The 19465-nt window shown below is 68.6% G+C and carries 20 protein-coding genes; 3 read left to right on the top strand and 17 right to left on the bottom strand.

Going from position 1 to position 19465, the window contains the following annotated elements:
- The first annotated feature begins 43 nt into the window (after positions 1-43).
- Positions 44-2536: a glycogen/starch/alpha-glucan phosphorylase gene (locus ACFQUV_RS24945; protein WP_129608761.1), complete on the top strand. Its 2493-nt coding sequence runs from the start codon at positions 44-46 to the stop codon at positions 2534-2536.
- Here the strand turns inward: ACFQUV_RS24945 and ACFQUV_RS24940 are convergent.
- Positions 2494-3636 carry an alpha/beta fold hydrolase gene (locus tag ACFQUV_RS24940; protein WP_129608762.1) on the bottom strand — a complete coding sequence of 381 codons (1143 nt, stop codon included), beginning with the start codon at positions 3634-3636 and terminating at the stop codon, positions 2494-2496. The genes ACFQUV_RS24945 and ACFQUV_RS24940 overlap by 43 nt on opposite strands.
- 452 nt (positions 3637-4088) lie before the next feature.
- On the opposite strand from ACFQUV_RS24940, the gene ACFQUV_RS24935 reads away from it, so the two are divergent.
- A protein-coding gene (locus tag ACFQUV_RS24935) for an IS5 family transposase (RefSeq protein WP_378395961.1) occupies positions 4089-4843 on the top strand; the annotation gives its coding sequence in 2 pieces (ribosomal slippage) (positions 4089-4422 and positions 4422-4843; 756 coding nt in all).
- Positions 4844-5071: 228 nt separating this feature from the next.
- On the opposite strand, the gene ACFQUV_RS24930 is transcribed toward ACFQUV_RS24935, so the two are convergent.
- The 8 genes from ACFQUV_RS24930 to ACFQUV_RS24895 form a co-directional block, all read right to left on the bottom strand.
- On the bottom strand, positions 5072-5347 hold the full coding sequence (locus ACFQUV_RS24930; protein WP_378395960.1) for a hypothetical protein: 276 nt from the start codon (positions 5345-5347) through the stop codon (positions 5072-5074).
- Between the two features lie 5 nt (positions 5348-5352).
- The gene (locus ACFQUV_RS24925) at positions 5353-6564 is read right to left on the bottom strand and encodes a hypothetical protein (protein WP_378395958.1); all 1212 of its coding nucleotides are present in this window, start codon (positions 6562-6564) and stop codon (positions 5353-5355) included.
- The gene (locus ACFQUV_RS24920; protein ID WP_129610089.1) at positions 6564-6809 is read right to left on the bottom strand and encodes a hypothetical protein; all 246 of its coding nucleotides are present in this window, start codon (positions 6807-6809) and stop codon (positions 6564-6566) included. The genes ACFQUV_RS24925 and ACFQUV_RS24920 overlap by 1 nt, the downstream gene beginning before the upstream one ends.
- 66 nt (positions 6810-6875) lie before the next feature.
- A complete protein-coding gene (locus ACFQUV_RS24915; protein WP_129610826.1) occupies positions 6876-7082 on the bottom strand; it encodes a hypothetical protein in 207 nt (68 codons plus the stop codon).
- Positions 7079-9166, bottom strand: coding sequence for a hypothetical protein (locus tag ACFQUV_RS24910; protein WP_207211563.1), 2088 nt, complete (start codon positions 9164-9166; stop codon positions 7079-7081). Before ACFQUV_RS24910 ends, ACFQUV_RS24915 begins: the two co-directional genes overlap by 4 nt.
- Before the next feature lie 2 nt (positions 9167-9168).
- On the bottom strand, positions 9169-9708 hold the full coding sequence (locus tag ACFQUV_RS24905) for a hypothetical protein (protein ID WP_129610827.1): 540 nt from the start codon (positions 9706-9708) through the stop codon (positions 9169-9171).
- Positions 9705-10052: a hypothetical protein gene (locus tag ACFQUV_RS24900; protein ID WP_129610828.1), complete on the bottom strand. Its 348-nt coding sequence runs from the start codon at positions 10050-10052 to the stop codon at positions 9705-9707. The genes ACFQUV_RS24905 and ACFQUV_RS24900 overlap by 4 nt, the downstream gene beginning before the upstream one ends.
- A 7-nt stretch (positions 10053-10059) precedes the next feature.
- Positions 10060-11097: a hypothetical protein gene (locus ACFQUV_RS24895; RefSeq protein WP_129610829.1), complete on the bottom strand. Its 1038-nt coding sequence runs from the start codon at positions 11095-11097 to the stop codon at positions 10060-10062.
- Between the two features lie 84 nt (positions 11098-11181).
- On the opposite strand from ACFQUV_RS24895, the gene ACFQUV_RS24890 reads away from it, so the two are divergent.
- A complete protein-coding gene (locus tag ACFQUV_RS24890) occupies positions 11182-11328 on the top strand; it encodes a hypothetical protein (protein ID WP_155481709.1) in 147 nt (48 codons plus the stop codon).
- Between the two features lie 598 nt (positions 11329-11926).
- On the opposite strand, the gene ACFQUV_RS24885 is transcribed toward ACFQUV_RS24890, so the two are convergent.
- The 8 genes from ACFQUV_RS24885 to ACFQUV_RS24850 are packed head-to-tail and all read right to left on the bottom strand — an operon-like array spanning position 11927 to position 19455.
- The gene (locus ACFQUV_RS24885) at positions 11927-14086 is read right to left on the bottom strand and encodes a hypothetical protein (protein WP_129610830.1); all 2160 of its coding nucleotides are present in this window, start codon (positions 14084-14086) and stop codon (positions 11927-11929) included.
- Positions 14083-15294: a hypothetical protein gene (locus tag ACFQUV_RS24880; RefSeq protein WP_129610831.1), complete on the bottom strand. Its 1212-nt coding sequence runs from the start codon at positions 15292-15294 to the stop codon at positions 14083-14085. The genes ACFQUV_RS24885 and ACFQUV_RS24880 overlap by 4 nt, the downstream gene beginning before the upstream one ends.
- Position 15295: 1 nt before the next feature.
- Positions 15296-15970: a hypothetical protein gene (locus ACFQUV_RS24875; RefSeq protein WP_129610832.1), complete on the bottom strand. Its 675-nt coding sequence runs from the start codon at positions 15968-15970 to the stop codon at positions 15296-15298.
- Positions 15970-16119 (bottom strand): hypothetical protein, encoded by a 150-nt coding sequence (locus ACFQUV_RS24870; RefSeq protein ID WP_158859779.1) that lies wholly within the window; start codon positions 16117-16119, stop codon positions 15970-15972. Before ACFQUV_RS24870 ends, ACFQUV_RS24875 begins: the two co-directional genes overlap by 1 nt.
- A gap of 1 nt (position 16120) precedes the next feature.
- Positions 16121-17548 (bottom strand): hypothetical protein, encoded by a 1428-nt coding sequence (locus ACFQUV_RS24865; RefSeq protein WP_129610833.1) that lies wholly within the window; start codon positions 17546-17548, stop codon positions 16121-16123.
- Positions 17538-17951, bottom strand: coding sequence for a hypothetical protein (locus ACFQUV_RS24860; RefSeq protein WP_129610834.1), 414 nt, complete (start codon positions 17949-17951; stop codon positions 17538-17540). Before ACFQUV_RS24860 ends, ACFQUV_RS24865 begins: the two co-directional genes overlap by 11 nt.
- Positions 17952-17954: 3 nt before the next feature.
- A complete protein-coding gene (locus tag ACFQUV_RS24855) occupies positions 17955-18173 on the bottom strand; it encodes a hypothetical protein (RefSeq protein ID WP_129610835.1) in 219 nt (72 codons plus the stop codon).
- A 49-nt stretch (positions 18174-18222) separates the two neighbouring features.
- Positions 18223-19455, bottom strand: coding sequence for a P22 phage major capsid protein family protein (locus ACFQUV_RS24850; RefSeq protein WP_129610836.1), 1233 nt, complete (start codon positions 19453-19455; stop codon positions 18223-18225).
- Between the last annotated feature and the right edge of the window lie 10 nt (positions 19456-19465).

Raw genomic sequence — 19465 nt, 5'->3', positions numbered from 1 at the left:
GCCGTCCCGCCGAGGGCGGTACCTCGACCCAGGAGCAGTCCCGATGGTTCCGTCCGAGCTTGCGGCCGAATCCCTGTCCGACGCGGAGCACCGCACCCGCACCGGCCTCGATCCCGAATCGCTGCGTCGCGCCGTCCGCGACCATCTCTTCTATTTCCAGGGGCGCCATCCGGCGACGGCGTCGGTCAACGACTGCTACCTCGCGGTCGCCTATGCGGTGCGGGATCGCCTGTTCCAGCACGGCGTCCAGTCGCTCGATCTCCTGCTGCACCGGCCCGACGCGCGCATCGTCGCCTATCTGTCGGCCGAGTTCCTGATGGGACCGCAGCTCGCCGCCAATCTGGTCAATCTCGGCATCCTCGATGCCATGCGTGAGGCGATGACGGCGTTTCCCCACGATCTCGACCGGCTGATCGATCACGAGGAGGAGCCCGGGCTCGGCAATGGCGGCCTCGGGCGGCTCGCCGCCTGCTATCTCGATTCGCTCGCCACCCTGGAGGTGCCGGCGATCGGCTACGGCATCCGCTACGAGTTCGGCATCTTCAACCAGCAGATCCGCGACGGCTGGCAGGTGGAGCTCACCGACAAGTGGCTGCATCTCGGCTACCCGTGGGAGATCGCCCGGCCCGAGCGCGCCGTCGAGGTGCGCTTCGGCGGCACCACCGAAGGCTACACGGACGCCGACGGCCGCTATCGGGTCCGCTGGAACGCCGCCGAGATCGTCATGGGCGTGCCGCACGACACGCCGATCCTCGGCTACCGGGTGAAGACCTGCAACCTGCTGCGCCTGTGGCGCGCCGAGGCGGTGCAGTCGTTCGACTTCGCCAGCTTCAATGTCGGCGAGTACGGCCGCGCGGTCGAGCAGCAGGTGTCGACCGAGACCATCAGCAAGGTGCTCTATCCCAACGATGCGTCGCCGCAGGGCAAGGCCCTGCGCCTCAAGCAGCAGTACTTCTTCGTGTCCTGCGCCATCCAGGACATGCTGCGCTCGCACATCCGCTTCGGCGGCACGCCCGACACCTTCCATCACCGCTGGGCCGCGCAGCTCAACGACACCCATCCGGCCGTCGCGGTGCCGGAGCTGATGCGGCTGCTGCTCGACGAGCACGGTCTCGAATGGGATGCCGCCTGGGAGGTGACGCAGAAGACCTTCGGCTACACCAACCACACGCTGCTGCCCGAGGCGCTGGAGACGTGGTCGGTCGACCTGTTCGGGGCGCTGCTGCCACGCCATCTGGAGATCGTCTACGAGATCAACCGCCGCCTGGTCGACGGCGTGCGCCGCGTCTATCCGGGCGACGAGGGGCGCGTCCGCCGGATGTCGCTGATCGACGAGAGCGGCCGGCGCTCGATCCGCATGGCGCATCTCGCCTGCGCAGGCAGCCACGCCGTCAACGGCGTCGCGGCGCTGCACACCGACCTACTCAAGACCCAGGTGCTGGCCGACTGGGTGGCGATGAGGCCGGATCGCTTCCACAACGTCACCAACGGGGTGACGCCGCGCCGCTTCATGGTGGTGAGTAATCCCGGGCTGTCCGGCCTGATCACCGCGGCGATCGGCGACGGCTGGCCGAGCCGCCTGGAGGCGCTGCGCGAGCTGGAGCGCTTCGCCGACGATCCCGATTTCCGGGCGCGCTGGCGCGACGTGAAGCGCGAGAACAAGCAGCGGCTCGCCGCCGCCATCGAGCAGCGCACCGGGATCGTCGTCTATCCGGACTCGCTGTTCGACGTGCAGGTCAAGCGCATCCACGAGTACAAGCGCCAGCACCTGAACGTGCTGCATCTGCTCACACTGTACCGTCGACTCAAGGCCGATCCGAGCCTCGACATCGTGCCGCGCACCGTGGTGTTCGGCGGCAAGGCGGCGCCCGGCTACTTCATCGCCAAGCTGATGATCAAGCTGGTCACCGCGGTCGGCGCCCTGGTCAACGACGATCCCGACGTGCGCGGCCGGCTCAAGGTGGTGTTCTTCCCCAACTTCAACGTCAAGGTCGGCCAGATCATCTATCCGGCCGCCGACCTGTCGGAGCAGATCTCGACAGCCGGCCAGGAGGCGAGCGGCACCGGCAACATGAAGTTCGCGCTCAACGGCGCGATCACCATCGGCACGCTCGACGGCGCCAATATCGAGATCCGCGACGAGGTGGGGCCGGAGAACTTCTTCCTGTTCGGCCTCACGGCCGACGAGGTGCGTCTCCGCAAGGCGGCGGGCTACGATCCGCGCGCCGTCTACGAGAGCAATCCGGTCCTGCGCGGTGTCATCGACCTGATCGCCTCGGGGGCGCTGTCGCCGGACGACCCCAGCCGCTTCCGGCCGCTGGTGGATGGCCTGTTGTGGCACGATCCGTTCATGGTGCTGGCCGACTTCCAGGCATATGTCGATTGCCAAGCTCAGGTGGACGCGCTGTGGCGCGACGGCGAGGCGTGGACGCGGGCCTCCATCCTCAACGTCGCCCGCATGGGCAAGTTCTCGTCGGATCGCTCCATCCGCGATTACTGCGAGCGCATCTGGCACGTCGAGCCGGTGCGCGCCTGACTCCGGATGTGGCGGCTGGTGCTGCGCACCGCCCGCCCCGCCGCGCGCCTGACGCGGTGCATCAGCCGGCCGAGACGGCCGCACGACGCCGCCACCTCGGCGACTGCACCGGCGACCACGTCGGGGCGCAGATGCTGAATCATGTGGCCGACCGCCGGCAGCTCCACGGCCGATCCCCAGCCGAGCTGCGGCATCAGCCAGGCGCCGTGATGAGGCCAGGGCGTCACCCGGTCGCGTCCGCCCCAGATCACCACGGTGCGGCAGTCGATCGGGCGGGCCGCGGCGGCGAACCGCTCCATGGCGGGGTTGAAGCCGCGCAGCTCGGCCGCCATCGCCAGCACGGCCGGCGGCTGCACCGCGACCGCGAAGGGCAGGCGCAGCATGTGGGGCGGCACCGGGTCGGGCGCGAAGCTCGACGCCAGCACGCGGCCGGCGAGCCACGGGGCCACCTGCGGGATCGCCCACCGCACCGGCCGGCCGATGGCCGGCATGGTGGCGAGCCGGAGCAGGGGCTTGGAGGCCGGCTGGGTGGGCCGGCAGAAGGGGGCGAGCAGCACCAGCCCGGCGACCCGCTGCGGGTGCGAGCGGGCGAGCCACAGCGCCACCGACGCCCCGAACGAATGCGCTACCACGATCGCCGGCGCGACGTCGAGGCTCTCCAGCACGGCGGCGACCCAGTCGGCCTGCCGGTCGGGGGCGAGCTCATCGGCCGGCTGCGGCGCCGAGCTGCCGTAGCCGGGGCGGTCGAGGGCGAGCAGGCGGTGCCGCGCGGCGAGCGGCATCAGTGGGGCCAGGATCTCTTCGGCGAGGCCGCCCAGCCCGTGCAGCAGCACGACGGGCGGGCCACTCGCAGCGGCGGCGCGGACCTCGATCACATGAGCCGTGCGGCCATTGAGCGAGGCGGCGACGGCCGCGGCGAGGGCCGGGCCGGCCGGTGTCGGGACAGCCGATGGCTCCGCGCCGGCGACGCCCGGCTCGACGACCAGATGGCGGAGGAGAGGGGCAGGTGGAACGGCGGTGCCGGTCGCGGGGGTGGCTCCGGAGATGCCGGTGCGATCGTCACCGGCGAAATGGGAGCCGCGGGTCTCGATCTCGATCATGCGCCGGGGCCTCTGCTCGGGTCCCCCGCCACGGTTGCCGACGCACGACGTCACCGCCGCGCCCGGCATGTGGCGCCGCGCCGCCGGATCGGGGGCCGTAGAGGAAAAGCCGAACCGCCGCAGGCTGTTCCGGTCGTGGACCGCGGTTCGGTCGGCGACCCGACATGGACCTGGATCGGCTCCACCCGGCCGTGACGTCGTGATCCGTCGATCCGGTGGCGGGCGCCGCGGAAGCGGACATTACGCAACCCGAGTCGTCGCGAACCGATTCGTCGCGAGCCGATCGTCTGTGCAGATGGGTGGTGCGGACGCGAGACGTCGGTCGGGACAGCTGGGACCGGCTTGGCTGAGGATGAGCGTGGCTGGGGGACTAGGTAGGGAACTCATACAGGGCATTGATTCAGAGGTGATCTCTGGCCTCTGATTGGGTTCTCCCGAATCAGGAGGCCAAGATGGCGCGGTTGTTCTGGCTGTCGGACGAGGCGTGGGCGCTGATCGAACCACGGTTGCCACGGGGTAGACCCGGCAAGCCTCGGGTCGACGACCGGCGGGTGATCAGCGGGATCCTCCACGTGCTGAAGGTTGGATGTCGCTGGCGTGACGTCCCGGCGGAATACGGCCCCGCCACGACCATCTACAACCGCTACAACAGATGGTCTCGGCGCGGCGTATGGCAGCAGCTGTTCGAGCAAATCGCAGCTTCCGGAGAACCGCCCACCGAACTGATGATCGACAGCTCCCACGTGAAAGCGCACCGCTCGGCGGCCGGCGGAAAAGGGGGGAGTGGAATCAGGCGATCGGGCGCTCCCGGGGCGGTCGTACGAGCAAGATCCATTGCTTGGCCGATGATCGCGGCAGACCGATCGCGTTTGCGCTGACCCCGGGCAACCTCGCCGACATCACGATGGCGGTGCCCCTCATCAGTCGCGTCGTGCCGTTCAAACGCTTGATCGCGGACAAGGCCTACGATGCCGATCGGCTGCGCTGCTGGTTGAAGGCTCGCCGCACGACATCGGTCATTCCCTCGACAGCGTCGAGGGCCGTCCCTTATCCGCTCAGCCGCGTTGCTTACAAGCGCAGGAACATGATCGAGAGGCTGTTCTGTCGTCTGAAGAACTGGCGTCGAATCGCGACCCGCTACGATCGCCTCGCCCGCAACTATCTTGCTGCTCTGGCACTGCTCGCAGTTGCAACCGAGTGGCCCTGAATGAGTCCCCTACCTAGGATTCGAACCTAGACTAACGGAGTCAGAGTCCGTGACGATGCATTGAAAAGGCGCGACGTTATTTCCAACCGAGAGAGAAATCAGCGTAATCGATTCAATGGGTTGCAAGTGAATTTCCAACTAAAAAAGCCGCCCCCGGGGTGTCCCGAGGGCGGCGATGGCGATGGTGGCGATGGCGGTGGGGGACGAGTGGGCGGGGCGCTATCCCAGCTATCCCAGCCGCCCCCCGGCGGCGGTGAGCAGCCCGCCGAGTCCGGTGACCAGGGCGCCGACGACGGACCGCACCACCCACCGCTGCGCCGACTCCAGCGCCGTCACGCGCTGCGCCAGGGCGGCCGCCCGGGTGTCGAGCGGGACGAGGTCGCGGGCCGTCAGCGCTGCTTCGAGGCGCTGATCGAGGCGCTCGATCCGTGCCGCGGCCGCCTCCTGCCGCTCCTCGATCCGCGCCAGGGTGGTCGCGAGATCGGCGATGGTGATGCGGGCCATGGCGGTTACTTCGTCGCGGCCGGAGCGTCCGGAGCGTCCGGCTTGGTGGCGTCGCGGGCGAACAGGCCGATCACACCGACGACGATGACACCCACATTGGTGAGCAGCACGCTCAGATCGATGTTGCCCGACGCGAACATGGTGCACAGCGCCGCGATGGCGGTGAGGATGCCGCCGGCCCCCGCGGTAGTGGTGACCTTGTTGCCGAGGATGGCGGCGAGGATGGCGGACATTTTCGAGGCTCCGGTGGTCAGGGGTCGCGCGTGCTGCACGAGCAGCACCAGGACGGCCGCGGCCGCGCCTGCCACGACGGGGAGGGGGAGGCCGGCGAGCGCCGAGCCGATGACGACGGCGCCAGCGCCGGCGGTGGTGGGGAGGCTCGGCGGCGCCGAGCCCAGCGGGGTGACGAACTCCCAATCGACCAGGCCCTTGCCCGGCAGGCCGATCGCCGCGGCGGCGGCCGGGGTGAGATCGATCCCGGCCCGGTTGGTGCGGCCGTCCCCCTCGGCGCGCGGCCGGGCGTCGGCGGTCCAGTAGGGATCGGCCGCGCCGCGCCAGCTCGGATACCAGGGGCCGACGTCGACCACGTCGCAGACCACGGACCGGACGCCCCGGGTGACGCGGACCTTCGGCCGCACGCCGGGCGGGAAGCGCCAGGGGAGCGCGACGCCGGGCCGGTCGGGGTCGACCCGGCCGCCATAGGCGCTCGCTTGCTCGTCGCCCGGCCCGCCGAACACTGTGGCTGTGATGTCGCGCTGCCGGCCGGGCGGCGGTGCCGTCGCCGGCGGGGCGGTCGCCGCGGGGCGCGCACCGCCGAACGGCAGGTCCCATGGGCGGGCGTCGTCGTAGGCCGACGCATCCGGCACCACAGAGATGTGGACGTGCTTGTCGTGCCGGCTCGCCCCCGTGTAGGGCCGCCACGTCCACGGCGAGATGGTCGACGAGACGATCCGGCCGGCGCTGATCACGTACTTGATGCGCGGGTCGCGCGAGCCGCGCAGGTGCTCGGCGAGCGCTGCGGTGTCGACGCCGCCGGCCGGGTCATGGGTGATGTCGATCGCCGTCACGACGCCGTCGCTGTTGGGATTGTGGTCGCTGGCGCGCGCGGCGTGCGCGGCGTCACCGATCGTGCCGTCCCAATCGCGGCGGCGCTCCGGCCGGGCCGCGTCGATCTGCCGGCGCAGCGTGTCGAGCGACGCGGCCAGGCGCCATGTCATCAGCCGATCCCGCCCTTGGCCGGGTCGGGCGCCGGCGCGGTGCGCTTGTCGAGCAGGTCGGCCAGCTCGCGGAACGCCTGCTCCAGCGCCTCGATGCGCTCGTCGCGGGCCGTCTTGCTGGCCGCAGCCGCCCGCCAGCGCGCCACGAAAGTGCGGGCGATCTTCGCGCCGCCGTACAGCGTGGCGAAACCGCCGATCGCCGCGAACAGGTCCACGATCGACGGGAGGTAGGAGACGGCTTGCATGTGATGGCTCCAATGAAAAAGCCGCCCGGCGAGGGCGGCTCATGATGGGCGAAGCGTGCCGCGACGCTAGGATGTCTGCGGCTCGGACTCGTCGATCTGCTTGCGCAACTCATCGATCTGCTTGCGCAACTCATCGATCTGCTTGCGCAGGTCGGCGACCTCGATGGTGCGGTGCGCCTCTGCGGCCGCCAGCGCGTCGAGCGACGAATTGCGCTGCTGAGCGATCACGGTTGCGGCGTGAGTCAGGAAGGTGGGGTCGGTTACGGTGGTCACGATGTCACTCCCTTGATAACCACGAAGGACAGGACGACGGCTTCGGAGAGGCTGCCGCCGGAGGTATTGCGCAACTCAATCCGGCACGAGCCGGCCGCCACCGCCGTCACGGTGACGGTATAGGAATTGGCCGTCGCGCCGGATTTGATCGCGACGGCGACGAGATCGGCGGCAGCAATGGCCGAGTTCGTCATCGTGAAGCCGACGGTGGTACCTGCGGCGAGCGCGGCGTTGTTCAAGGTGATCTCGCCGCTCACCTTGTTGAGCGTGACGCCCGTCGATTTCGATGTGACTTGCGTGACAGCGCCGCCAGCTCCCGTGGCGTAGCCGATGCCGGCGATCGCGGACGACGATTTCAGACTGCCGACCTGCTCCAAGTTTTGGTTGGAGTCGATCGTCGTGGCCAGCACTCCAGCGTCAGTAAACATCTGGATCTTCTTCCCGGCCGTTTGCGTGCCAATGAGAAAATTCGTTACCCCCTGGATGGCGGCGTCACCAGCGACAGCAGTTGAGAAGAATTGCCCCGCACCTGCCGCGACTCCTAGATTAAAGTCTCCAGAGGATCGTCCTATCGTCATATAAGTGAATGCGGAGGCATTACCGGAAAGAATAGACAAACCGGAGGAGTTGGCGGCAAAAAAAACATTGGCGCCCGTCCAGTCGTTTGCTCCTCCGAGCGCGGCGAGCGTCCCGCTCGTCGGAAGAGTGACGTTCGTTGCGCCGGTCTGGGTCAGAGTCAGATTGTAGGCGCCAGCAGTCGTGAGATTGCCGCCGAGGGTGATGGTCTTGGTGCCGTTATCAATGCCAGTGCCGCCGCGGCTGCCTGCAAGCTGCCCCGTCCATCCGAGCGTCAGCGACGTGGAGCGCAGTAGTGCCGTCGACGGAGTGCCGCCGAGGGTGAGCGTGACATTGCTGTCGTCGACCTTGGTCATCGCGGCACCAGTGATATCCGCGCCTGCGATTGTCGACCACACAGGAGCCGCGGACGCCGATCCGGTACCTGTCTGACTCAGGTACTGTTTCGCGGCGCTCGTGTTGCCGGAGAGTCGCGACAGCGTGTTGGCTGCGCTGGCGTAGAGTAGGTCACCGAGCGCGTACGATGACAGCCCTGTGCCGCCATAGATCGCGACGAGCGGGCTTGATAGCGCCAGCCCGGCGAACGACGCTGCGCCGCTACCGTTGATCGCGGCCCCCGGCGACGCCCACGCATTGCCCGTGATGACCGCTGCGGAGAGATCGATGCCGTTAGCGATCGTCATCGCGTCGCGGACTCGGATCACCGTGCCTGTCGACTTGAGCGGCGGCGCACCGCCGTAGACACCGATCTGGATCGCGGTATTCCATCCGACAGCGCCGGGCTGATTTCCGAACACAAACGCCGCGTCATCGACCGAACCGGATACCGCATCGGTTGCTACCTGCACGATCTTGATGCCGTATTTCGCCAGCAGACTCGCACCAGCGCGGACGTCGGTGTTGTATTCGGAAATCGAGCCCTCGGCTAAATGTGTCGCACCATATAGGATTTTTAGGTATGGGTTTTCCGCATAGAAATACCCTTTTTCTGCTCCGAGAGTGCCATTATCACCAGCCTGCACCTGCATGATCGGCTGGTGCGTGACATAGAAACGCGCAGCGTCTGACCACGAGGGGTCAGTGGCGCCGTTGTGCGAGCCAACCACAACAAACGCCTGGCGGCCGCCCTTCGCCGCCGCGCCGCCCCAACCGTGGATGAACGAAAAACCGCTTACGAAATTGGGGCCATTGTCGACCTGATCAGACAAAATGAAGAAGTTGTTGAGCGACGCTCCAGGGCCGCCGCCAGCGCCGGCCGCGTACTGAACCGTGTCAATCGCGAGCGCCGTCGTTCCAGCGGGCGGTGCGACAGACACTTTCGACGACGCCAGCCCAACAGAGAACGTGTGCAACCCCGTCCACGTGGGCGTGGACGTGAAGCTCGGGGCGACGGCAGCGCCGTTCGAGAGAAACGCCGCGCCGGCGGCGCCTGGACTGGCCCACGCGAAGCCGGTCCACCCCGGACCCTTTCCGATTGGGATCGAATAGTCGGGAACCTGCCAGGACATTGTCAGCTCTTAATCAGCCAGCCCGACAGGGCCGTGACCGGGATGATGTGGATTGCGCCGCCCCCGCCAGGGCCGGCCAGGGACTGCAAACTCCATGCGCCGGAGCGGCCGTTCACGGCCTCTGAGCCGTGCGGACTGAACGAGACGGTCCCGCCGTATGCGTCCCAGCGGTACACAATCTTCTCGCGGCCGGTCGCGGATGACACGGGCGGTAGCGCTACCGATACATCGCCGCCGGCGCCGCGATTGATCACCACGATATCGTCGTCAGCAGAGATAGTAACAGCAGAGGATGTTAAGACTCGGACGCGGCGCGTGTAGAGCTTGAAGATCGCGACGACCTCGTCGACCGTGTCCGCCGCTATGATCTCCGATCCGAGCGCGCCGAACCGCGGCAGAAATCCGTCTGCGATCGATACCGCGTAGGAGCCGTTCGCGAATGCAACGGAGATGCCATTCCCGCCCGAGACGTTGGCGCGCAAGACAGGCAGCACTCGCATTCGCAGACCGGGTCGGCGAACGAGCTTGAGGCGCATCGTCATGACGTCGGGCCCCCATGGATCACCGAGAGGTCGCCCGCCGCAAGCTGATCCACCGCGTCGCCGCGCGCGACGCGGATGAATACCGAGTAGGTCCCGGCGCACAGCGGGGTCATCGTCTCGTCGGGGATTGACCACCCGAACGCTCCGGCGCCCGTGATCGTGATCATCCCGTTAGCGGTCGATGCGGTGATGATCGCGGTGTCAGGGGTGTCCTGGCGAGTCACGTAGAGCACGATCGACGCGCCGGTCAGGTCGATGAGATCGCCCGTGGCGTCGTCGACAAGCTGGGCGTCGTCGGCCCAATCCGCGCGATTGGAGACCGTTCCGAGATTGCCCTGATACATGGCGATCCTACAGCTTGATGTAGATGGTGGCGAGCAGCCGCGGCCCGACGGAAGCGAAAGGCGAGGCGGTCATCGCGCTGCCGGTGGTCGCTGTGCGGTTTTCATTTCCGCCGGCGGGCGCGTCGGCGACCTTCATGCCTGTGGTAGCAGTTTCTGTGGTCGAGTTGTTCAGCGCGGCGACACCGGCGCTGCCCGGCCCGACGCCGAAGAAATTGGCCACCTCATTGGGCCTGCGATAGCCGTGCGCATGGCCGGGGTCATACAGGTACACGTTGTGATAATGCGGAGGCAGGTTCGCGGCGCCGAGCGATCGGCTCTCCGCGCCGCCGGTCGCCCCGAGAACGGTCGCCTGGGCGCCGAAGAACGACGACGTCAGGCGGCCCGCCGCGGTCGAGCCCATGTCGTCGAGGCCGGCCAGCGCGCGACCACGCGCGTCGGGGAGCGCGATGGTCTTGTTCGCGAGCCAGTCGGCATTCGCCGATGCGCCGCGGCCGCCGGAGACGGCGAGGTTGGGGTCCGCGGACCACAGATATTCGAACAGCGCCTGTGCGTCGGCATGCGCACGCTCGGTGGCTCCGCTGGTCGCCGAGCCGATCGTGCGTCCGTTGGCCCGCACCCAGCCCGAGATCGGCCCGGTGCCGTAGCGATGCTGAATTGCCCCGGTCGAGAAAACCGTCGTTGGGTCCACGGCGCTGCCGCCGCCGCCGCCGGAGGAGGGGCCGATGACCAGCACGCCGTCGGCGGCGAGCATCTGCACGCCGGCGCGATCGGTGAGGCGGACCTTGATGCTTCCGTCCGGGTAGAACAGATGCGGCAGCCGGCCGGCGGCGTCACACACCACGGGCCAGGGGTGCGGGATGGTCAGCCCGCCGTCCTGATAGGCGCTCTGCGGCGTCGTGGTGCCGGCCGCGTAGGTGTAGAGCAGGCACCCGGCGAGCGGCCGCCCCTGGGTGTCGACCTGCACCGACAGCGAGAGCGGAATAGAGCCGGCGGCGAGCGCCGGCCACGCGCCGAAGATCAGCGCCGCGAGAGCCGCAGCGGCCATGAGGAGTCGGGGCATAGTTGTTACCGGAGGTTGAAACGGGCGGTCGGTTGTGCTCCGCTATCGGCATTTCGATAGGAGGGGCACATGCGCTTGTTCGCGATGCTGATCGCGGTCATCTTCGTCGTCGGCATGGTGGCTGAGGCCGAGGCAAAGGGCAGGAAGGGCAGCACGCGGGTCGGCGGCTACACCAGCCACGGCAAGGGAAGCCATTACATCGGTGGTCGGCGATGACAACGAGGCGGGGCCCGGCGCTTCATATCGCTGGCTTGGTTGTCCTGTCGGCGATCCTCATTTCCTGCGCCTCAGACCGCAATCAAGAAGCTGAGCGAAATGCAGAGATTAAGCGCGCCTCTGAAGCGGAGATGGACCGATGCGCAGCGCGGTACTTTCCGGTCACCCGAGCAAACGCCATCGCATGGGCAGACTGCAAGATTGCGGCGACGGAAATGCTGCGTCCTATCGCACGATATCCTGATCTGATTAGCTTGATGATCGCCACCTACCGTCGGTCTGTTGAGCGGTTTGCAAGGGGGGAGATCACCATGGCGCAGGTCCAAGAGGATGTGGCTCGCGTAACCTCAGCCGCAACATCCGAAGAGCAAAGGCGTCGTTTGGCGGAGATAAACACGATCCTGGCCGGGGAGGCGGTTTCGGCTGCCGAAAGACAGGCTGGCGCGGCGGAGCGGGCGGCTCGGCCAGTCATACAGCCTGCGCCAGATCCGAAACCGTTCGTCATGCAGCCAATTGGCCGGTAGGAGTGTGACGTCTGGTTCGTATAGGCATCCTGATACTCGCCGTGGTGACGTGGACCTTGGTCCCCTACCCGTGGTCAGGGTGGATTTTCGTTCTCGGCGCGGCTGCCAGATACGCCGCCAACCGCCGACGTGACGGCTCCGCGCGGGACCTGCTCACTTCCGACCGCGGCGAGCCTCGCGTCGAAGGCCCGCAGCGCGCTCATGATCGACCGCGTGTTCGCGGCCGCTGACAGGCCCTCCAGGATCTCGGCCGGGTCTTTGCTCACCAGCATGTCGGCCACACGCTTTGCCACACGAGCATCGAGCGCTGCCCGCCCGCCGCCAGCCATCAGCGCCCATGTCATGAGGTTGGAGGGGCTGAAATCTCCGGTCAGAATTCCGCCGACCGAAGCGCCGCCGAGTCCGCCGGCAGAGGCCCGGCCCACGCCAGCCATCGCCATCTCGCGGAACTGCTGAGCGGTGGTCGAATTTCCGAGCGCCTGCCGGGCGATGTCCATCACGGACTCGACACGGAGAAAGGCCTCGAACTCCTTCGCTCCTTGCTCACCGAAAGCGATCCGAAGTTGCTTGACCGCGTTGGGCGACGAAAAGATGCGATGATTGAGTATCGAACGGTTCTGTCCCGACTCGCCAATGCGCCTCGTGATATCGGCAGCTACGCCAGCCCGGAATAGCTGTAGCTCTGCCGGGTTGAACGCTGCCACCGCCCGCTGTGCAGCCGGAATTTCAATCCCGGACGAAAGGAACTTCTTGCCGGCGTCAAGCGCATCTTCGGCATCGAAGGCCGCGGCCGCCCCGCGTCGCGCCGCGCGATAGGATGGGACGAGCTTGTCGAGTTCGGCATTCATCTTCTCGGCGATCTGAGAGAGAGTCGCGCCTTCGCTGTCCCGCCCGGACCTGAATGCGGCCTTCGCCGCGTCGCTGATCTGCCGGCGCGTGTAATCCCAGAATTGCAGGTCAGGATAGGTCGGGGCTCCGGTCGGGCCGCGCCCGATCTCCATGCGCCCGTCCGGCGTGAACCGGACGCGGGGGTTGAACCCTCCGAACCCCTCGGTGACTGCGATGTCCTTGCCCTTCACCGAGGCGGCGCGCATCGCGTCGCCGACGGCAGGGCTGCTCGCTAGTCGCTCCAGCTCCGGCGACCAAAGCCCGCCTGACCCTTCGGCGTAGGCCTTGCGATAGGCCCCACGGTTCTGCGCTCGCGCCGTCGACTTCAAGGCCTCGCGCTCAAGCTCGCTGTCCGGGACCTTTCCCACGACGCGCTCGGTCATGGTCTGCGCTCGTTCCTGCTGACCGAGGAAGCGATCCTTGGTGGCTTCGGTCAGTTTTGCCCGCCCCTCCGGAGAGAGATTGGCTGCGCTGCGGATGAGACTGCGGCCAGGCTCGCCGAGCATGTCCATGACGCGCTGAGGGCCGCCGGCCGCCGCCCCCTGGACCACTTCGGCCTCGGTGAGGCCGGCCTGTCCGGCAGCCCTGGACCTCGCCAGTTCGGCAGCGATGTTCCTGGCAGCCTGCGCGTCAGGATTTACCACACCGCGAACCATGCCGGCGACCGGCAACATGCCGTTGATGAAACGCCCGGCCTGACGCACGCCTTCCGCGGCGACCGGGACCGCACCGCCAGTCACCATTCCGAGCGCCGCGCCGGTCAGGGATCGTGCGGCGCGATCGGTGGCATTTTCGCCCTCGCCCGCGCCCGCCGCAGCCCCGTAGCCAGCGCCGACCACGGCAGATCGCCCGATGCGCGCAGGCAGCGTCGCCGCGCCCAGCGCGCCGCCCACGGGCAGGGCGACGGCGCCGGCTATCTCTCCGGCCAGCATCGTGCCGGGGTACTGCTGCTCGGCGGCTTTCTGGACGCCGCGGATGCGATCGCGGCCCTCCTCGTAGGCGTCGGTGGCGGCGCCGCGGCCGGCCAGCGCCTCATAGGCGAGCCGGGCCGCGCCGATCGGGATGCGCAGGCCACCAAGGATCTCGGGCAATCCGGATGCGTTGGCCGCGCCGTAGAGTTCGTCACGGAAGTTGGCGCTTGCGCCACCAAGCACGCCCTCGAACAGCGCGCGTGCCCGACCGACGTCGGCCGTGGTCGGAAAGGCGGCCCACGGGTCGGCGTCGCCCTGGCCAGCCTGCGGGGCCGGGCCGGGCGTCACGGTGATGCGGGTCGGGGCGGGCGAGGCAGGGGTGGCGGGCGGTTCCGGGCCGGACGCGACCGCCGGGAAGGCGTCCCATTCGCTCACGGCACGATCCTCTCGACGCCATTCGGGTCGATGAAACGGGTCCCGCGCGGCAAGCGGCGGGCCTCGTCGGCAGTGCGGACCTGGACGGGGCGCCCAGCGGCCTGCGGGCGAGGCTCGTAGAGCCCGGCCGACTCCGCCTCACGGTCTCCCCACACCTTCGCCGACGGCCGGACTTCGGCGCGCGGCGGGCCGCCGGTGAACCGCTCGTCGAACGTCGCGGCAGGCTGCGCCGGCGCCGCGCTGGCGGCCGGCCGATCCGGCTGCCGAGCCGTTCCGGGCGGAGGCGCTCTATCGAGGCTGCCGCCGCGACCGCGACCGACCGTGTCCATCACATAGCGAAGCTCACGCTCCAACTGGTCGAGCTTAGCACCGGCAGTCTCGGCAGTGTCGGTTGGGCTGAACTGGTATCTCCGCACATACTGTGCCGCTTCTGTCTGCGACATTCCCGCGCCGGTGAGATTGCGCAGCAGCGCTTCTGCGCCGCTGTCGATCTGGCGGCGCAGCTCCCCGGGCGCCCCAGCTCCGAGATAGCCCATGGCGGCGTCGATCGGCCCCGTCATCTCCCCGCTCTTTACCCGCTGCCGGATCGCCGGGAGCTGATCGAGGAATGACCGGCCGAGGCCGAGCCGGGCCGCCACTTCGGCATCGACCTTCTCCGCCGGCCCGCCCGCGATCGGCACGAGGCCGGCGTCCGGGTTGGACGGGTCGGCCCACTTGTAGCCGGCCGGAGCGTTCTGGCGGTCCGTCACCTGCCGCTTGTAATTCGGGTCGGCCGGGCCGCCTGCAATCGGCCTCATGCCTCCTGTCGCGGGATCGCGCTCGAACCCGGCCGGCAGCCGCCCACCCTCCAAGATGCGTTGATCCAGCTCGTAACGCCGATCCGCATTGCGCTGTGCGCGAGCCGCCTCATCGCGCCGCCACGCGAAATCTCGTTCGTCGGTAGCGCGCGCGTAGTCCCGCTGCGCCCGAGCATCGGCCAGCCGCGCGGCCGCCATGCCGGCATCGACCTCGCCGGCACCAAGATAGCGCGTGCCCAATTTGTTCAGATCGACATTGCCGTCCGGCCCGGTGGCATCGGCCACGGCCTGCGCCATCATCTCCTTGCGCCGATACTGGCCGATGGCGTCGCCGATGCGCGCGAGGGGCGCCCAGTCGATTTGCGGGGCGGTCTCCCACTTCGGGAGCTGGAGTGGATTGATGCCAGCCATGTCACTTCTTCCCGCCGAACAGATTGCCGGCCATGTTCATCAGCCCGTTCCAGAACTGGCCGCTGGCGTTCATCTGCGCGTTGGCGGACGCGGTGTTCGAGTTCGCGGTACCGCTGGCGACGTTGCCGGCGACGTTCGATCGGTTGAGGGCTCGATTATCGTAGGCCCCGGCCTGGGTGCCGTAGACGCCGGCTCGCCCGCTCGCCGCCGCGCCGGTCGCCGAAAGGCCCGAGTCGCTGTAGCCCTTGAGATGGCCGAGCCAGTTGTTCCAGTCCTGGTTGGCGAGCTGCTGCGCGCGCGCGCCGATCTCGGCCATCGTGTTGCCCGACGCCGCCAGGCCGAGCGACGCGGCCTTGCGGGCGACCGCGTCGGCGGCTTGGTCGACCTGATACTGATAGCCCGGGCTCGACTGGAACGCGGTCCGCGCCGCGGCGGCCGCATCGGCGCCGTTCACGCCCATCGCATCCATCGCGAGCGCCCCCGCCCGGCTGTAGCGGTCGCCGATCTGGCCGAGCGGCGTGAACGCCTCGGCCGCCTTGCCGTAGGCCGCATCCGCGGCGGCGCCGCCCTGGTCGATGTAGCCCTGTGCGTCGCGGCCGTATTGCGCGTAGAGCCGCGCATTCTGCTCGGCGGCGTTCTTGGCGCTCGAGCCGGTAAAGATGTCGAAAATACCCATCACGGGATCTCCGCTCGCAGCGCCGACACGAGGTCGTGCAGGCTGCGCAAGAGGTCATAGAAGGCGCGCGTCGGCCGGCCGGTGGCGGGATCGATCAGCACCACGGTGGGCGGCGGCAGCGGCAGCGGCGGCTTGGTCGCGGTCGGCATGTCATCCGCTCCGGGCTTCCGCGCTCATCGTCGCGCCGAGGAAGCCGACATAGACCGGGTCGGCGATGTCGAGGCGCCAGCGGCGGCCGTAGGGACCGGCGATCCCGGTGTTGAACAGCGTGATCCGGGTGTCGCCGCGCGCCTGGTGGCCAAGCGAGCGGTGCAGCGGCGCCGACCACGACAGCCCGCCGTCGTCGCTCCATGCGATCTCGACGGTCGGATCGGTCTCGATCGGATCGAGCCCCGCCGCCACCCCGACGCCGACCGCGAAACGGAAATCGGCGCGCGCGATCCGCTGGCGGTTCGGGAAGCCCGACACCGGGCCGCTCTCGATCCGCATCGGCAGCGGCGCGGTGACGTCGCGGTGCGCCGCCGTGGTGATCTCGACGATGTGGCCGGACGCGGTGTCGCCGGCGAGCCAGCGCCCGAAGGCGGGCACGGCGCCGGCGATGCGGCTGCGCGTCGCCTGGTGGGCGCGCCGCTCGTGCCACTGGCCAGTGCCGAGATCGAGCACCCAGGTCCAGGCCGGGCTGCTCAGCTCCCACATCGCGTGGCCGCCCGCCATGTAGGCGGTGGCCTCCAGGGTGCTCTTGTCCGCCACCGCCTCGATCAGCCGATCGAGATCGGGCGGGCTGACCTTGTCGACCTGATAGCCCGTCAGCCGCACCACGGTGCTGTCGTGCGCGACCCATACGAGGCCCTTCGACATCTGGTCCTCGTGGCCGGCTACCGCATAGGGGCCGATCAGGCCGTAGTCGAGCACGGTCGAGCGCTGGAACGGAAACGGCGAGGTGCCGACATTGGTCCACACCTCGGACGTGTAGGCGCCCATCAGCACCAGGACGCTGCCGGAGGTGACGACCCGCACCAGTCCATCGGGGCGGGCCTCGCCGCGCGCGAACGACAAGGGGTTGACCGCCGTCGTGTTGAGGTCGGTCGCGAACACACGGCCGTCGCCGATCCCGAACACCAGATAGCCGTCGATCGAGGTGACGCTGTTGGGAGAGGGTAGGTCCGCGTCGGGGTAGCCGTTGGTGACGGTCGACGAGGTGAACGTCGCGACAGTGCCGTCCGGGTCGACGAAAACCTGATCCGGAGTCGTGGCGTTGTTGCGGGCGAAGAACCCGCGCCGCGTTCCGTTCAGCGCGCCGATGTCGACCGCCGCGCCGCCCGCGGCGGTGTGCTTCACCAACCGGCCGGACCATGCGCTGTAGAGCGTGCCGTTAATCTCGGCGGCGCCGCGGAAACCGGTCCGTGTCGTAGTGCCGAAGGCGCGCAGGCCGGGCACCCGTCGGTAGACGCGATCCGACGCCGCGGTGTCGCCGAGCGGCTCGCCGAAGCCGTTGATCAGGCGCCCGGCGCTCTCCTGCGGGTGCCGGCCCGGCGCGCTCGACAACGGGAAGGGGATCGGGACGACGCTAGCAGCCATGGCGACACCGCACGAGACCCCGCCGCAACATCGGGTCGGTGCGCAGCGTGCGGCGGGTCCGCGGCGGCCGGCCGAGCCGCCGCAACCGCTCCTCGGCCTGCGTCCGAAGCACGTAGAAGCTGGGATCGGCCTGGAGCCCCCAGCCGCACTTCGCCTCGTCGGCCAGCACCGCGGCGAGCGCCAAGAACTGCGCCGGGTCGATCTCGCCGCCGCTCGCCACCGGCTCGCCAGGGGCGTCCACATAGGCGATCTCGTCGGCCGCCAGCATCGACACCATCGGGTCGATCAGGGCGTCGACCTTGGCGACGTCCTCGGCGGCCGACGTCTGGCCGGCGGCGAGCACGCCGAGATTGTCGAGCGCCTTGTCGATCAGGTCACGGCGTGTGTAGGAGACCGCGGCCATTGCTCAGCTCTTCCGCTTCTTGGGTGCGGGCGGCGGTGCGGCCGCCTGACGGTCCGGCGCGTCGCCGGGGGCGCCGGGGGCGCCGGGCTCAGGCGGAATGCCGCGCTCCACGTCGTGCGGGTGATAGCCGCGCGCCGGCCGGTCGGCCCAGCCCTCGGGCAGAGGCCCGTCGAACAGGTGCTCCTCGGGGCCGCGATAACCCCAACGCCTGGTATCGGTCATGATGTCCTCGGGGAGAGGGGGCGGACCGAAGCCCGCCCCGACGTCATGGTCAGCCCCACAGACGGACGGCGAGGTCGGGATAGATCGCCTCGACTCCGAACATCACGTCGAGCCGGATGATCTCCTTGTCGTTCGTGATGTCGAAGTCCTTGACGACGCGGATCGACAGGCCGTTGTGGCTCTCCTGCGCCTTGAAGGCGGCGCTGTCCGGCATGATCAGCGGGACGGTCACCAGCGCGAAGGCGTTCCGCGAGAAGCAGAGGTTCTGCGGGTAGGCCGTCGAAGCCGTGCCGAGCACGGTGATCGCCGCGTTGTCGGCCGGAGCGTTGCTCACGGTCTGCTGCGCACCGGACGTGATGATCGCGGGCGAGATGGACAGCGTCGCATTGCCGGAGCCGTCGGCGGTGGCGTCGGCGAGCGCCACGAACTGCTGCAAGTAGGGCATCACCTGCTTGCCGGTCGTGCCCTCGCCGGGGACCGGATTGACTGCGTAGACGCCCGCGATGGTGAACACGTCACCCGCCTTGAGCACGGCGCTGGAGGCCGTCCAGGCGTCGGTGACGAGGCTCTGCTTGTTGCCGGTAGACGCGATGGACTGATAGGTCACGCTCTGGTTCGCGCCGTTCACCAGGGGAGAGCCGGCCTTGGTGCCGACGACGTGGTTGCGGACGTTCTGGCTGCGGAACGTGTCGAACCCGGCGATGTCGCCGATCGTGCCCTCGCGGTACGCCGACTTGGCGACATCGGCCATGTACAGGGCCGTCTGACCGCCGGCGAGGGTCCAGCCTGCGGCCGGGTTCACGACGGCTGCACGAGGCTTCGCCGGCACCGCCATCTCGTCCAGCCGCTGGGCGGCGGACCCGAGGGCCGCGAAGTTGGCCGGCGTGGTGCCCGGCGTGCCGACCGAGTTCCACACCTTCTTGTAGAGGCTGGCGACCGCCTGGTCGACCACCTGGGCGAGGGTGATGCAGGCGGGTTGAATGTAGCGCTCGGAGTACTTCTCGATGGTCAGGGTCAGGTCTTGAGAGCTGAACTCCCAGCCGACATGCTTGCGCTGATCGATCTTGATCGCCGTGTTGCCTTCTTCGACGTCCTGCTTGACCAGCGTCGCGCCGTCGGCCGCGTAGAACTTCACCGGCCGCCGAATGCTGACGGTGTCGCCGACCTTCACGAACTCCTTCTTGTACTCACGGTGGACGCGGTTCGCGAACACCAGGTTGTTCTCCAGATGCATCAGCGCTTCCTTGGCGATGACGCTCGGGGTGATCAGCTTGTTGGCCATGTGCGGCTAG

The organism is Rhodoplanes sp. P11, assembly GCF_964266735.1.
Taxonomy (GTDB): domain Bacteria; phylum Pseudomonadota; class Alphaproteobacteria; order Rhizobiales; family Xanthobacteraceae; genus Rhodoplanes; species Rhodoplanes serenus.
Note: the sequence above shows the minus strand (reverse complement) of the source record. Positions and strands in the feature narration are given on the sequence as shown.